The sequence below is a fragment of the Bacillus sp. 05T21 genome (assembly GCF_056396785.1).
Genome location: NZ_JBFTMD010000048.1, coordinates 1 through 16,156, shown reverse-complemented (window position 1 = coordinate 16,156; position 16,156 = coordinate 1). Strand labels below are relative to the sequence as shown.

The following is a 16,156-nucleotide window of genomic DNA, read 5'->3' as shown; positions in this document are numbered from 1 at the left end:
CTGCAAAGCGCTTTTTCAAGAAAGCTTTGCGGTCTTTTCATGTTTCAAAGCCCCGTGTTATCACAGTAGACAAGAACCCAGCCTATCCTATGGCAATTGAAGAGTTGAAGAAAGAGAAAAAGATGCCCGTAGGCATCCAAATAAGGCAGATAAAATACCTTAATAACATTGTGGAACAAGACCACCGGTTTATTAAAAGACGAGTTCGTTCTATGTTAGGATTAAAGTCATTTAAAACAGCAATCTCTATATTGAGTGGTGTTGAAGCCATGCATATGATGAAAAAAGGGCAATTTGTTTTAATGGACAAATCTGTCCAAAACCAGAAAGAATTTATTCATAAATTGTTTGGCTTAGCTTCATAAAATAGAAATGTAAGGGAAATTGCTACTCTATGTTTCTATCTAATATTTTTGCACCAAAACCGAAATTACACATTAATTCATATTTGAGCCATTTTAAAAAGAAAAGAGGATGATGATGGGGGTGACGGATCGATATACTTATGATTAATAGTTGCATATAACTCTATGTATATCTCAAACATCTATATTATTTTTAAATTTAGATGTATATCTTTCTGTAAGAATGGTGCATTATTATGGGTAGACATATATTTATATTAGATTCATATTAATTATAATAATATGAATCTATAGGTATAGATAACTATAATATTCCAATAAATTTGTATAAGGGGTATTGTCAGGAAAATGCGGATTTACAACGTTAAGGAAATTTAATGTGAAAAAGCCGGATTCCAATAGCTATGGAATCCGGCTTTCATGACGGCTTTTAATAAAACCCGTTATTCAACTATCGCGTGTTCATTAGCTTAAGGTACTTCCGCGATATGAGTAAACAAAGCAAACGAGGTCATTATTTACTTTTATTTAAAGGAACGACTAATTCTAATTCCTTTATTTCTTCACTAAATCCTTCATTATTTGTTCGACTTGGCTTGAGTGTAAATGATTTTGGTATGGTATCCATTGGAGGCAAAGTCAGTACCATATGATGACCATAGTTCCCAACAGCCATGCCTTCCTGTAGTTTTAGTTTATCATATACATGACCATTATCATCGACTACAGAGAAATTAAACCATGGCCAACTATCGTTTTTATCCATTTCGGCAGGGTAATCAATCGTTAGGTCTATTCTTGTTGATAAAGGTGAGAATGTTACTTTGTCGGCTGTTAGTGTATACACTTCATCAACCGTTTGAGTTGTAACTTCTGGATAAAACTCAAATACATCACCTTTTATTTTTTCAAGTGGGAAAGCCACCTTCAACTTACCTTCATAGCCCAATAAATCTTCTCCATGGACCTCAATCTCAATGTTATCGCCATATTCATTATACTTAGAAAAGGTAAATTGATGATGTTCAATTATTGTTTTCGAGTTTACGTCATCTTGCCCTGTTGAACCCATCGCTGGTTTAATTTCTTGTTGTCCATTAATTGTTATATAGCTAAAGCCGGCCTTTTCTTCTTTCATCGAAAGTTCTTTTTGACCTGTGTAAACAACTGTTACGATTAACCGGTTTCCATCATAAGCTGCTTCTTTTACAGTCATTGTTAAGCCGTTTTTACTATCTTGTTTATCAATTACTGTCGTAAGTTGATCGTGTTCAATTTTATCTGAGGCAATGTCTCTAAAATCTTTATAAATTGGACCAATTAGGGGAACATTTGATAAGGCTTCCGCCATGCCTGTTGAAACAAATCCAGAACCAAACAAAGATAGACATAACCCACATGCAACCAAGATTGACCGTTTTGTGGTTCTTCTGGCTTTTCTTTTTTTCTTGGCTTGAAAGATAGCCGCCTTCTCCCTAGCCATTAGCTTTTCAACAGGTACATTTATGTTGTCGATGGATCGATTGAATTTGTCTTTATTCATAAAGATAGCCCTCCTTTAAAATGGGTCTTAACTCTTTTTTCGCCCTATTTAAGTGTGATTTCACGGTTCCTTCCGGGTAATTCATGATGGTGGCAATTTCCTTAATGGACAAATCGTGATAATACCTCAACAGAATAATGGTCTTAACAGTAGGATTTAAGAATTTAAATGCTTCTGATAAATCCATCGAATGCATGATAAAATCAACATTTTCAGAAGCGATTAATTCAGTAAAGATTTCCTCATTATCTGTAGTAAAATGGCGAGACTCTTTCCGAATAAAATCAATCGATTTAAAAACTAGAATTTTAGTAATCCAACTCGAAAAATGTTCAGGCTTTTTTAATGTCTTTATTGAAATATAGGCTGTATAAATTGTTTCTTGATAGACATCAAGAGTATCTTGTTCATTTCTAACATATGCATAGGCTGTTCGATACAGCTTTTGTCGAACAGAATCAATCAGTTGTTCAAATGCTTCATCATCACCCTTTTTTGCTTTTTTCACTAATTTTGCTATATCCATTTTGGTTCTCCTCTCCGTTACACAATAAAGTCGAATGAGGAAGTAAATTGGTTGCAAAATAATTAAATATATTAAAATTGTTATCCATTATCTTTTTCCATTTCCTTTAGCCTACGATAAAATGTCGCCTGACTGATTCCTGTAATGTGGACGGTACGAGGAGGATTGTTATGGTCGATAATTATATTCATGTTATCCTATATCATGACATTCAATTTTGTTTACACCATACAACAAAATTAAACTAATCCCTTATCTATTATAGATAAGGGATTAGTTTGTATAAATAATTTTTATTTAACAATTTTAATCCTGTCCAAAGGATAATAAAGAAGTTGAGACTTTCCCACGATATCTGAAACATCAATATATCCTAGTCCGTTACGGCTATCTGTACTATTAAAACGATCATCTCCCATGACAAATACCTTTCCATCAGGAACTTTTACCTCTTCTACATTTAAATATTCGCACCAGAACCAAGACAAGAATAATAAAAATGGGGATTTCGTTAATCAAATCCTAAATAACTGTTGCTATAGAAATTCTACATTTCTTTTGAAATGATTTTATAGTGAAGAAGATAAATAATTAACAACTACATAATTTTTTATGACTTTCTGTAGCATCTATGCTAAATTGGATCTCCCTACTCATTAATTGAAAAAGAATAATATAGAAAGTAATTAAATGTAAAAAATAGTTAAAAATCTAAGCGTATGTTATTATTATATAGGGAATTTAAAATTAAAGTTGTATCTGGAGAGGAAATGTTATAAATGAAAACAAAAAAAGGGAAACTATCTTTTAGCATTGATATTATAGGCTTTATAGCTTGTCTAATAATGCTTATTGTAACTTTGGTTAATTTTAGAACATGGTTTCATCCATTTTCATTCTTTATCTGCGGACTAACTTTCTTCATTAATATAGTAAAGACTCTTAAGGGAAAACGAAATAATTCCAACTAAAAATTAAAATTAATCCTTCAATACTTTTATTTTATAAATCATATTATTTTTTAAAAATGGTGTTTTAATGATTTATTAAGTAGAATTTATTGCAGCATTATTTTAAAGATAAATTTTCGCTTTCTAAAATTTAAATTACCCATATATTCAATTGGGATTATTAGTGAAAAACGAACCCGGGAAAACGAAAAAAAGCACCTACATTTAATTAGATGCGGAATGTATCAAGTACATTATCTTTTTCTTCCTTATTAATCCCGATGTATCTTAATGTGATTTGTGGTGTACTATGATTCAATATTTCTTGTAACATAGCAATATCCTTTGTTTGCTTGTAAAACCAATATCCAAATGTTTTACGCATGGTATGGGTACCTAAAGATTCGACTGCGGCAAAATCCCCGGCTTTTTGTAACTGTCGATAGGCTTGAATTTTACTAATGGGTTTATCACCTTTTCGAGAAGGAAATAACCAGGCACTTTTTAGACTTTCAGCGTATGGAAATACTTCCTCAAAAATAGATGTAATGTTTATGATACGTTCCTTTTTTGTTTTTCCTTCTTTAACTTTAAATTCTTTCCGCTTTTTCCGCTTTAATTTTAAAATATCATCCGTTTCCATTTTAAGTAAGTCACTTACACGTAATCCAGTATTAATCCCAAGTAGGAATAAAATATAATCACGATCTGAACAATGACGTTTAAGAGACCATTTCATATCTTCGAGCTGTTCTATGCTCCGAATTGGTTGTACATCAATTAAATGTTGCTTTTTATCCATCTGTTTTTCAATCCCTTTATTTTCAATGATTTGAATGTATACTTTTTTGTCTGTTTTTATAATATCAATGAAATTAGATCAAAGTCAATGTTTAAGGGGAAATGAAAGTAAACTTTTGGGTAAAAGTTTACATTGGAGTTTTGAATCATTTATAACTAATTTTGTAATAAATTTCTCAATATTGATATAGATGTTAAATATGGGTTTTATATCGAAAATTAACAAAAAATATAATATCATAAAAATTAAGATGGTTTGTGTCACTTGTTTTTCCCTTATGCTTAAGATAAGATCGTATTCGCTGATCTTATCTTTTTTTATTTGTAAATTTTAGATACAAAAAAGGAATCCTTATAATAAGGATTCTGCAACAGGGAATTTACTCTTCTGTTTTAGGGGTAGCACTCACATTTTAACCTTTTTATACGTTAAGGAATTCTCAAAACTCAATATTGCTTGTTTAAATTGAAGCTTTGATTTAGAGATGAGTTTTGAGACGTATTTCAAGCTATTTTCAGCACATTCTAGGGGGAATTTCATTTGTATCAAATACCCTCGTTTTTTGAGATTTATAACAAAACAAACATGGTAAATTTTTATTGTATTAAAAATTTCTATTTATTTAGAGTCCAAATGTTCCATAAAACCCCTCATATAATTTAAGTGCCAAATTTCACAAATTGAACATTATATATGTGTTTTGAGTTTGTATAGAAAGTCAAAAGCGAACTTTTCCTTTTCCTTGTATTTTTCAATATTTTCGGGTAAGTAACAATGATGTTTATTAAGTATATTTGTTTCCAGATATTCAATCGTTTCCAGTAAGGATTGTCCTCTAAGTGATCCAGTGATTAAAGATTTAACAATTAAGAATGTCTCTCCACCCTCAAGTAAATGTGCATCGTGGAGAATTTTAGCTTCTAGGCTTTCTGGTTTTCCATCCTTTTGAGAACCGTCTACTACTTCTAGAATTCGTTTTATTTTTTCTCCACTAAACCCAATACCCTTAAGAAATTCTTCAATACTTATTCTTATATCTTCTTCATATATTACTCCGTGAAAATATGCGCCATATTTAAGTAAATCCTCATCCACTTTATTTTTATATATTTTAGCCATTTCTAGAGATAAATTTAAAATTCGTTTTATATGTTCAACATTGTGCATAATGTCTTTTTGAGCATAGTAAGGTAATATGAAATCTTCAATTAATTGAATTGTATCCAATTTCAACAACTCCTTTATCTTCAATAAATGTACTGGATTTCCTCCCGCATTATAGATCAGTTTTCTTTAATTAAACTGTCCTTTAGTTGAATAAACAAAAAGCCTGCAATAGCATACCAATTTTTGTTAAACGTGTTATTCAAAACAATGAGTCCCTTTAATTGTTTTATTCGTTTCTTGACGTAATTCAATCGCATAATTCATACTAGCATGTTGATCTGTATATTTTTTCACTCGCCCTCGATAAACTCCTTTTTGTTTTGCTAGTTTAATTCCTGCAAGTTGTTTTTCTTTTATCATTTCTCGGTCTAATTCACTAAATGCAGACATGACGGTTAAAAAGAACTTTCCTGTCGGTGTTCTTGTATCGATTCCTAAATTTAAAACCGCAAAATGAACTCCTTTTTCACGAAAGTGTTCTACTAGTTGTAATAGTTGGGGTTTGCGTAGCAATGGAACCAAATCACGCAACAAGCATTTTAAACAGACTATAATAAAAGCGGATACTATTCATGCACATAAAAAGGAAGACTTTCCAAACATAGAAGGTCTTCCTTTAAAAAATGTATGTTGTCATCATTTATAGATATCACCACGTTTTCCAATCGCTTGTATGTATATTACTTTCTCATCATGACAATTTGCTTTTGTATCTCTTTCTCTTACTTTGCAATAAACTTTAATGCGGACTTATGGTAAATCAACTTGTAGTCCGAATTCACGTTTTGCATCCTCCCCTGATACATATCCTTCGTCACTATTTAGCAGTTCTAATTTTTGTTTAGATAATAATTCATGATCCAAATCCGCTATATGTGGGCCCACCACATAGCCATCAAGTTAATAAAAATCCTCCAGATGCTGAAAGCATCTGGAGGTCGTGGGGATCTCATTTAGCGATTCATATTTATAAAAAATAGATTTTTTTGGGATGATTAATAACCTTTGTGTCCATGACTATCAAATTTATAGGTTTTTCCGTCAATTTCAACCTTGGTATCTGTATAAATTGAACCATCTTGTTTAGCATAATACGTAAAGTGTCCGTAATAAGGGAAATGATACCCACCACCAACTGAGAACCATCCTATCTTAGCTGCTCCAGATCCATCGAAGTAATAGTCTTTACCATCTATTTTTTGCCAGCCCGTTTGTGCTACGCCGTTATTGTCAAAGTGGTATAGCTTACCATCTATTTTTTCGAACCCTGTTTTATTAACTGATCCGTCTTCATGGAAATAATATTTTTTTCCGTCAATGTCTTCATACCTATTGAACGCACTATTGTAGCCATTTATGAAATAGTATCTTTTATCGCCTATCATTTTCCAACCGGTATAGAAAACTCCATCTTCTAAACTATAATATGCCTGGGATTTCCCCTTTTTGTTGATCCCTGTTTTCCAAATCGAACCGTCTTTATTAAATACTAAACTTTTGTTTTCAAACGAAGCATAAACATCGCTGTCTATAGCTTCTCCATTTATCCTAGAAGCTCTCTCAAGTACGCCTTTGTCAGAAAAATGAAGAATGGTATTTTGATCTTCTAGACGTATTTCCTTTTTATTTACATTGTAATTTTGGAAATAATAAATTTTACCATCTATATCTTTCAAGCCTTCTTTAACGAATACTCCATCAGCATCGGAATAAGTATCACCTTTCCAGGTTGATCGTTGCAAGGAACCATCATCATTGAAGTTGTAGTACTTCCCATCGATTTCAGATCCACTTACAGTAACCATGTCACCATAAGTCGGTTTGAAATAATAAGTCTTCCCCTTAATTTCTTGCCAGCCTGTCAAAAGGGCTCCTTCAGCATCTGCAAAGGAATAACCAGAACCTTGGTTTACCCAACTGTTCTTTATTACATTTCCAGAAGAATCTTTTGCATTCCATTTAGTAGAATCTTTTTCATCAGCTACAAGCTTTACTCCGTCATACTTCTGTCTCTCATTTTCTTTACCCGGATACCACTCTATTAACCAATTGTTAATTTCATTGTTGCTTTTTCCAGTGAAACGAATTTCGGATTTGAAACTCCAATCAGTACCAAATTGTTGAACATTTTGATTACCAGCCAAACTTACCCCATTTTTGTTATTCAAACGGAACTGAAATTTACCATCGTAAGAATTTCCTATCTGAACAAGTTCAAACACTTCATCATCGCCAAGCGAATCGGAATATTGAAGTCCTCTTCCTTCTTTTCCTGAAAGGTATTTTGAACCTGTTTTTACGATTACTTTATTCGTTCCTTTTTTATAAGGGATAATTTGATAAGGGTTACCGTGATTTAGTGCATTAAATGGTAGTGCAATAGGTGTCTCTAGGACGTGAGTACGCTCCGCCAATACATCAGATAATCGATCATAAAAATCTGCTTGAGCTTTAGGTTCATTCTTAACATAGTTGTCAAGGACATCTTTAGCTACTGGCTTTGAAGTCAATGTTATCAATTGTTTTTGCTTATCTGATAATTTATTTGCTATCTTATCAAATAGGGAATCCGAATTTTTAACAACCACATCCCAATCTGGAGTCCAGCTGTCTGCATATTTTTTATAAAGTGGAAGAAGAAATCTTGGGTTTTTACCAGATGCTTTTTCTACAAATGCATGTTGGCCTTGATTTATCACAACTCCGGTCTTTCCTTCGTCTAATTGTGCTTGTGTAATGTAAAGAAGATCGTGTTCTGAGACATTTGCTCCATTAGGGTTTAAATCTATAATTGCACCTGCTTCAGTAATTTTAAGCTGCTGCCCAGATCTTAGTTGATGAATTTCAATTCTTCCATTTGGATAGCGTACTTTAACTGGTTTAAGAAAATTCGAATCACCTTGTGTATGATACATGGAAATATTAAATTCCCCAGATGTAAAACTAGGAGCCTGGTAAGTTTCGTTTTCTGCATATACATCAATGCGAGTACCTGGGTTTCGGTCTTTCTCCTCTGGGCTTATTCCAAGTGCTTCATAAGTGTTTGCTATAGCACCTAATACAGTAATACCTATATCTACTACCGCACCTACCCCTGCACTAGCCTTATTTTCTGCAATAGGAGCGACAGAAAAAAGAATACCTAATGCCGCTGCAGTAGGAATTACTTTCTTTCCAATGCCAATTGTTTTAAATTTTTTCTTCATTTTTGTTGTCCTCTCTTAGTAAGATTTAGCCTAGATTGCTTACATGTAACACTGTAAAAAACAAACATATAAATACTGTCGTATATTGATTTAAAATATAAAATCAATATTTATAAATTCATCTTAGTTTAAAAACCTTTCAAATTTCTTTCATAAATGTTACAAAAGTCTTACATCAATATATTATAAGATTTTGATTTTTTCGATATTCTATATTTTTTCAGCTTGGCCCCATGCTCATTAAGCGAAGATTTTTAAGTATCCCCAAAACAAAATTTTTATTTGTAAAATGAATGCAGTAGTAAACAAGAAAGGCTGGCAAAATGCCAACCTTTCTTGTTTTTTGGGTCTCAATTTTTAACTTAATAAGATATATCGGTGGTTTACTTATGTATCAATCCTTTTATTTCTATCGGTATTTCCAAGTTTAAGAAATTACTTGCAAGAGTCCTGAAGTGTTTGTATGAGAAGCAATGAAAGGGTTTTGTAACATTTACGAAAGACTTTTGAGAGTTATTTAAATTAAGATAAACTTACCGATGTTAATTTAAATATGTTGGAAACAGTATAAATTAGAAAGTAAGGAGCACATCCATGAAGGAAAAGGTAAAGAGATGTATAAAAAAAATCCCCCCTGTAGGAATAGCGATGGGGATTGTATTCAGCTTGAACCCATTTACAAAACATAAAGCGAAAGCAGACGTTGATACGTTCGCAACGATTGTTACAACATTTGGTGATACCTATGATAGGTTTTTAAAAGAGCCTTTTGTTATCTTTTTATCCGAACAAAGTGCTAAAAATGATTATACAGCTAACAATGAAAACCGTGCTTACAAAGCTCCTACTTTTAACAAAGGAGAATTTGGTATTAGTGTGTATGATTATTATAAAAACCAAAACTTTTCTAAGAGAATTAAACTTTTCTATAAAGATGGGAAAGTTGAATATAAAACGATAAAACATGGTCAACAACTTCTGATTAAGCAAGCTGGTCTCATAGTGGACTTAAATCCTGATGCCTCCGTTCTATATGAACGTGATATGTATTATATTACACAAAAACAATTAGATGAAGGGAATACGGGTATTGCGCTTACGAATTGGCAAACATATTACTTGAAAAGTGACAATAGTGGTCAAATGAATGGTCCTTTAGCTCTAAAATATATTAGACAGGAGTTTCCAAATATAAAACCAGGTAGCGCTTCTTTTGACCTAGAGAAACTTTTCCATGCACTACCGGAAGAGAAACGAAAACTGGCAACGATAACTTCAAATCCAGTAAAAGCATCTGGAATTTTTAGTTATACCGCTGATGAACTTGCTGAGATAAAGAGACATAAACTCGCCGTCATTACACAACATAAAAAAGAAAGTTACAGGTGAATGAATTCATTAAGAAGTGAAACAAAAACAATGTTTTTGTTTCACTTAAAATTTTCTATTTTTGATATGGTAACCTCTAGAAGCTTTACAAGCATTTTTAACGAGTAAGGAATCAACAAGCCAATTTTCTGCACGTTAAGGAAATCGGCTTGTTCTTTGTCTAAAGCTACTTAGTGCTTTTATCTTGCCCCCTTGTAGGCCTCAAATTACCAATGTTACAAGATCAGCTTTATATGGGGTAGCACCAACATTTCGCGGATTTTGTACGCTAAGGCTATAAGGGGTACGGAAACGATTCGAGGAATGAAGTGCCACTTGGGAATTTTATTACAAATAATTAAAGAGTAGAAGTAAATTCTACTCTTTAAAAAATGGAGTTCCACACTGGAACTTTGTACTATTGAATTAGCTTATTGGTGATGATTTTCCCTCTACTGTACGTGACAATTGCCTTACAGCAGTCTCTTCATTAAGAGTAGCACCTGTCTTATTATCAAGAGTTATAATACGCATAACATACTCTACTGCCATTACCTCAAATGCAGCTTTACCCTGTCCTTTAAAATGAAGTGTTTTTTTAGTATCGTCTAGTCGTAATTTTTCATCTGTATTTACATATACATTTGGACAATTTCTGTTTATAAAATTGGCGAGTCTATCATAAATATTTTCATTTGTTGCAAATTGTGATGATATTGTTCCTGCTACGTCTCCATCAATTTTAAATGTAGCTTCTGGAATCTTCACCTTATATAATTCAACTTCTAATCTTTTCGTTTGCCCTGGTGCAACTATGATATCTTGTGGAGGAACAATAATTGATGTACCATCTGTTGTAACTACTGAAGTGGTTTTAGAAAAATCAGTTTCAAACGAAAATTCCATAGATAACGACGTTTCTGCCCCACCCACAAAAGGAATCTCTGCTTTTACTGTAGTAGATGAACCTATCTTCGTACTAGCCTTAAAACCAGATGTTACACTACTTGAGATAGCAGTACTTGATTCTTTTTTGATTTCAGTTGATTTGAAAGGTTGCGTATCATTAGTTTCGTTTTTAAAGGTACCTCCTATTATAATTAGTGGTTCAACATTTTTAGATGAAAGCGGTGGTAGTTGATAGTCAAGTTTCTGATTTGATATCGTTACCCTATTATTTTTATAATGGTCTGGAATACTAATTTCATTATATATTACTTTTTGATACTGTTCTCGAAAGTGGTTACATAAGCCCCCACCACCTATAGTACTACGGTCAATTGTTGCATAAAGATATTGATCGATATCAATAATTGTACTCATTTACACATTCATCCCTTCTAAAACAAAAGTATTTGAGGGTATGAAGATTTATTGAGTGTCCATAGTTATTGCTGTGATTAGCGTTACATCAGACATATCCCCAATCCATATTTTACTATTTTAATCCATAATTTGTATTGAGAAATGTTATAAAAACCGTGGAAGTACTATATCCACCATATATTTATATTTGTAATAAAAACCCAGAGTGGCACTTCATTCCTCGAATCGTTTCCGTACCCCTTTTGTGTCATGTCCATTCGAGTCGCCCCATATGCCTGATCACTTCGTTTTCCTGGTTCAATTTTCACATCAGAAAACTCTCCACTCAACAAGTCATACTCTAATTGAATTTTCACACCAGCTGTATGACTACAGCCTCCGGCACCAGGATAAGTAGCTGCGAATCCGCTCAAAGTAAGCAGAAAGAGAATGAGAAATTGTAGATGATCCTCCAATTTTAGCTTGTAGAAGTGTAGTAAATACATTTCGAAAGAAGGCTACAGAAGCCGAGTTAAATCGTCGATTCAGTCCCTCAGGACTTAATAAAATTCCTGTTGAAGTTTCTAATTGACTACAAAGTTGAGTAAGAGAGGTTGTAGCGATTTGTTGATTTAACCATACACACAAAGATAAAAAATGGTGCCCATGGCACTTACGTTTTCGTTTCATTCCACCTGCTTCTATAGCTAATTGATTAAGTGTAGCGGGAGACATATATCGATATAACTCTTCGGCAAATAAAGACAGCTCTTGTTTTTGATGCATATTCATAAAAAGCACGTCACCCTTTCTCATTAACATAAGAGAATAGTAACGTGCTTTTAAGTTTAAGAATAGTCTAAATCCTTAAGTTGATGGATGTGTGGAGGTACCCCATGCCCATCAAGCTAAGGTCTTGAAGTACCCCCTAAACGAAAAAGTTGTACATTTTCACCTGGAGATGCCAATTTTCTCGTCTTGGGGTATTTGCTTTTCTTAGCTTGATTGCGATGTGGCGGTACCCCGTTATTACATTTTATAATCAAGAACGTTTTCAAAAAAACTTCACGGCCTTTTCCAGATAGAATATCGGGAAAAGGCCGTGGTATAAAACTCTTTTTATTGTTGTCTACTTGACGGGGAGATGACCACAGGAACTATCAAAGATTCTTCGTCTGTTTAACCTCTTACAGTGAAATGGACGAAAGAAAATATTACAAGATAGACTCCTTAAAAAACAACCATCATGTCGTATATCTATACAATGAAAAATTTCAAATAAAAATTTAAATTTATATATGCATTAGAATAGATTTATTTTACTAATAATGAATATGTTCCCTTTCTATTTTCCTCTTCAAAAAATGCAACTACGTAATACTTCCCAGGTTTCGCTTCAAATTTCCCTTTTATATTATTTCCATCCGCTTGGCCTGTAATGACAGGATTTCCTAGATCTGATTCGTGAAACACATCCCATTTTATACCAATCCCTTGTTCATCTATAACAGAAATATCTACTTCTTTTGGAGATGTGACATTGAATGTGTACATATACGCCATATTAGGCATATCCATATTTCCTTTGAAAAGCTTATTAAAACGAATTGCCTTTGCGCTGTCAAATCCATGACCTACTGGCTCATCCTTTTTTACGGTAACCGTTGTTTGTGCTCGGCCTACGTTTCCTTTATTATCTTTCACTGTTAGCTTGGCAGTATATGTCCCCTCTTTTCCATATACATGAGTAGGATTTGCTTCTGTACTTGTTGTACCATCGCCAAAATCCCAGAGATACGAAACAATTTTTCCACCTGTGCTTTCTGTACCATCGCTATGAAACTCAACTTTTTCATTTAACATCTCATTGTATGGCCCATTCATATTTACTTTAATTGTCTGTTTTTCTTCTTCTCCCGTTGCAACGCCATGGAATACAACATCGTATTCAAATTGATTGTTCGCATTCACACGATAATTGACAAAATACGCTGTAACTGTTTTGTAGCCGCTCCATTCTTTTTGCGCTAACTGTTCCAAAGATTGATTGATTTGCTTGCTCATCGCTTTCCAATCCTCAGATTCCCCTTTTGTTACGTCGCCTGTATATGTTCCTTCTAATGTAAACGTATCAAAGAATTGAGACTTATGCTTTGTCATTGTTGTATCTTTTATGTTTGCTACATTTTCAATTTCTTTCTTTACATCAGCTAGTGGCTTTGGTGCATGTTCAGCTAAATAATCATCTGATACTTGTGGGGTATTATATGTATCTTGATTATCAATTAACTGCTTCATATAGTCTTGGTATTCTTTATTTAAATTTGGATCCTTACTTAAAGCTTCACGATATGCATCGTAACCCTTCACATCATTTGCACGAATTAAATCTTGAATCTTATCGAAAGTTTCAAATTGATGAGTATATAAGTAAGACTGCAGTGCAAAAGAATAATTATAAAAATCCCATGATCCATATTTCGAAAATAATGTTCGTTCTGCTGTATAACGTTCCGCAGGATTAGATGATAATCCTCTAATTACACTTTTGCGCGGAACAACATTATTCGTACGAGTAGATCCCGCAAAAAATTCTGCATTGCCTTCATCAAACCAAGTCATACGTTCATTTTGATATAATTCTCCTTGTCCCCATGATCCTGGAACTTCGTATCTTGCCTGTAAATAATGTGTAAATTCATGACGGAACAATTCTTCTAAAGTATAACTACTTTGCTGCGGTGTACGTTCATATGTAAAGAACGTTCCTTTTCCTTCAATGTAAATGCCACCATTATTCGTGTCATATCCATATAATTGGCTATTTCGTTTATATTCATATGGATCATTATAAATTACGATTGTCAGTACATCATCAGCTTTCCCTGCTTCTAACGCTGCATCATTTCCAATTACACGATGATATTGCGCTTTTACTTCTTTAGCAGCCCAATATAGTCTCTTAACCTTTTCTTCCGTTACTTTATCCCCTGTTTTAAATACGATAGAACCGTCATCGAATGTATACGTTTTGGGTAAGTACTGCTTTTGGCCCTCTTCACGGATTTTCTTTAAATCTACTGTATTTCCGTTATAATCTTTCCCACCATAGTTTGTTGAAATTTGCTCTACCGCATTAAAATAAGCCTCACTTAAACGAGGGTACATACGCATTGCCTGTGTAAGTATTTCTAAACCTTTATCTGGATTACTATGGAATTTCCCAAAACGGCCAGTATAATACACACCATTATTAATTAACCAACTATTTTCTGTTGTCACTTGATTCAGAAGCGCCATTCGACTGACTTCATTTATGAAACCATCAATTTTCCCATACCATATTGTTTCATCCGCTTTTTTACCGTAAGATTGTATATCGTTATCAATCGCCTGTATGAGATTATACAAGGCGTCTCCTTTATTTTTATCACTTATATATGTAGAAATATTATCGTTATATTGCTTTACTATATTCGCTGCATATTGAACTGTTTCAGCATCACAAGAAGCGTTACTAATTAATTTACCGTATGAAGATACCACTTTATCCTGTTTATTTGTACCAAGTTTGAAATTCGGATTTTTTGCAATTGCTTTTAATGCCGGTAAACATTTATCATGGAAGCTTCGCTCATTTAGATAGTTTATTTCTTTATTATTAAAGCCTAAATAAAAACCGCAATATAATACTTCAACAAACGTCTCAATTCCTTTTGTATCATCTTTTGTAAATGTACTTCCGCGACGACCTAATTCATCAATAATAACCTGTATTCGCTCTTTATTTTGATAAAACGCTTTTGTTTCTTGATTAAATTGAGATAAATCTGCGATTTGATCCCAACTAACATTTGCCAATGTGTCAATTAATTCGTCATCACTCATTCTATTCAGCTCTGTTACAGAATACTTTTGCTGAAATTGTTTTGCCGCTGCTCGTTTCACGACCGGAGCTGGACGTTGTGAAAAATCGTTCACTTTTAAACGTTCTTCATAAGACAATGTTTCGTCTGCTTTTGTAGAATGTGCAATTTCATCTGTTGAAGTTTCTATCCCAATTGGTTTCTTTTGTAACACATTATAAGGTGTGTTTTCTTCCGCTGATACTTGTGTTTGAATACTTCCAAATGATAAGGCCATTGTACTAATACCGAGTATCATTTGAGTAAATTTTGATTTCTTGTTCATAACATTTCCTCCATTTATAAATTACATTTAAAAAACTAATTATTATCATAAAATATTTTAAAATGCAATATTTCTTTGGTATTTCTGTACACAGCGATACCATATCAAAAAAAGAAATTGATATGTTTAGACATAATTTGAACAAAAAAAGCACTCTAATGAGTATCGAATGAGTGCCTTTCTGTGGTTTATAATCTTATTTTTTAAATTAAAATTGAATATGCTAAATGATAAACACTTTGTAAATAACTTGAGCCTACTGATTTAATACGACCAGGTTCATTGTAGTAATATAGATCAACTAGATCATATCTGTATGTGAATCTACCAGAGTAAGAATAGTCATCTCTATATGCTAGTGATAATGAAGCTGATCCTGATTGTCTGTTTTTACCTAGATGTAAGAATTAATAAAATATCTACTGCGTAATCCTATGCTTCTCTTAATTTAGATTCATGCAACCTCTCTCTTTCTTTTATCATTTTTACAAGAATGCAAAAGATGAAATTATACTGTACATTGCTTATACTTTTTGAAATAAAATCACCTTCGGTATGTACATCTTAGTTTAAATACATTTCAAGGTTCTGTTGCAAAGTTTTCTAAATGAAGCTACACTCTAGAAAAAAAGAATGAGGAGAATCACAAGTGCGATATTTTAAAGGGAAACAGTTCAAGAAAGATATTATTTTGGTAGCCGTTGGCTATTACTGTCGTTTTTCTTTAAGCTAT

Annotated in this window: 11 protein-coding genes and 3 pseudogenes; 3 read left to right on the top strand and 11 right to left on the bottom strand. The window is 33.0% G+C overall.

Annotated features, from left to right (window positions below):
- On the top strand, positions 1–365 hold a 365-nt coding region (locus AC1DKZ_RS31550), incomplete at its 5' end, for a DDE-type integrase/transposase/recombinase (RefSeq protein ID WP_476997866.1).
- 514 nt (positions 366–879) lie between these two features.
- Here AC1DKZ_RS31550 and AC1DKZ_RS31545 read toward each other — a convergent pair.
- From AC1DKZ_RS31545 to AC1DKZ_RS31510, 8 genes and pseudogenes are all read right to left on the bottom strand, one after another.
- Positions 880–1,908: a DUF4179 domain-containing protein gene (locus AC1DKZ_RS31545; protein ID WP_476997865.1), complete on the bottom strand. Its 1,029-nt coding sequence runs from the start codon at positions 1,906–1,908 to the stop codon at positions 880–882.
- Positions 1,901–2,434, bottom strand: a complete 534-nt coding sequence (locus AC1DKZ_RS31540; RefSeq protein ID WP_000350214.1) for a sigma-70 family RNA polymerase sigma factor — start codon at positions 2,432–2,434, stop codon at positions 1,901–1,903. Before AC1DKZ_RS31540 ends, AC1DKZ_RS31545 begins: the two co-directional genes overlap by 8 nt.
- A gap of 293 nt (positions 2,435–2,727) precedes the next feature.
- Positions 2,728–2,922, bottom strand: a complete 195-nt coding sequence (gene lepB / locus AC1DKZ_RS31535; RefSeq protein WP_476997864.1) for a signal peptidase I — start codon at positions 2,920–2,922, stop codon at positions 2,728–2,730.
- A 691-nt stretch (positions 2,923–3,613) separates the two neighbouring features.
- Positions 3,614–4,186: a tyrosine-type recombinase/integrase gene (locus tag AC1DKZ_RS31530; protein ID WP_476997863.1), complete on the bottom strand. Its 573-nt coding sequence runs from the start codon at positions 4,184–4,186 to the stop codon at positions 3,614–3,616.
- Positions 4,187–4,873: 687 nt separating this feature from the next.
- The gene (locus tag AC1DKZ_RS31525) at positions 4,874–5,413 is read right to left on the bottom strand and encodes an HD domain-containing protein (protein ID WP_476997862.1); all 540 of its coding nucleotides are present in this window, start codon (positions 5,411–5,413) and stop codon (positions 4,874–4,876) included.
- Positions 5,414–5,569: 156 nt separating this feature from the next.
- Positions 5,570–5,851, bottom strand: a pseudogene (locus AC1DKZ_RS31520) (recombinase family protein); the annotation flags it as partial.
- A gap of 252 nt (positions 5,852–6,103) precedes the next feature.
- The gene (locus AC1DKZ_RS31515) at positions 6,104–6,238 is read right to left on the bottom strand and encodes a hypothetical protein (RefSeq protein ID WP_258169596.1); all 135 of its coding nucleotides are present in this window, start codon (positions 6,236–6,238) and stop codon (positions 6,104–6,106) included.
- 110 nt (positions 6,239–6,348) lie between these two features.
- Positions 6,349–8,559, bottom strand: coding sequence for an N-acetylmuramoyl-L-alanine amidase family protein (locus AC1DKZ_RS31510; protein ID WP_476997861.1), 2,211 nt, complete (start codon positions 8,557–8,559; stop codon positions 6,349–6,351).
- A 594-nt stretch (positions 8,560–9,153) separates the two neighbouring features.
- On the opposite strand from AC1DKZ_RS31510, the gene AC1DKZ_RS31505 reads away from it, so the two are divergent.
- Positions 9,154–9,948, top strand: a complete 795-nt coding sequence (locus AC1DKZ_RS31505; protein WP_476997860.1) for a hypothetical protein — start codon at positions 9,154–9,156, stop codon at positions 9,946–9,948.
- Positions 9,949–10,353: 405 nt separating this feature from the next.
- Here AC1DKZ_RS31505 and AC1DKZ_RS31500 read toward each other — a convergent pair whose 3' ends face one another.
- The 3 genes and pseudogenes from AC1DKZ_RS31500 to colA form a co-directional block, all read right to left on the bottom strand.
- A complete protein-coding gene (locus AC1DKZ_RS31500) occupies positions 10,354–11,250 on the bottom strand; it encodes an ETX/MTX2 family pore-forming toxin (RefSeq protein ID WP_476997859.1) in 897 nt (298 codons plus the stop codon).
- 242 nt (positions 11,251–11,492) lie between these two features.
- Positions 11,493–12,024: pseudogene (locus AC1DKZ_RS31495) on the bottom strand (transposase); the annotation flags it as partial.
- A gap of 522 nt (positions 12,025–12,546) precedes the next feature.
- On the bottom strand, positions 12,547–15,423 hold the full coding sequence (gene colA / locus AC1DKZ_RS31490; RefSeq protein ID WP_476997858.1) for a collagenase ColA: 2,877 nt from the start codon (positions 15,421–15,423) through the stop codon (positions 12,547–12,549).
- A 649-nt stretch (positions 15,424–16,072) separates the two neighbouring features.
- On the opposite strand from colA, the pseudogene AC1DKZ_RS31485 reads away from it, so the two are divergent.
- Positions 16,073–16,156: pseudogene (locus AC1DKZ_RS31485) on the top strand (IS6 family transposase); the annotation flags it as partial.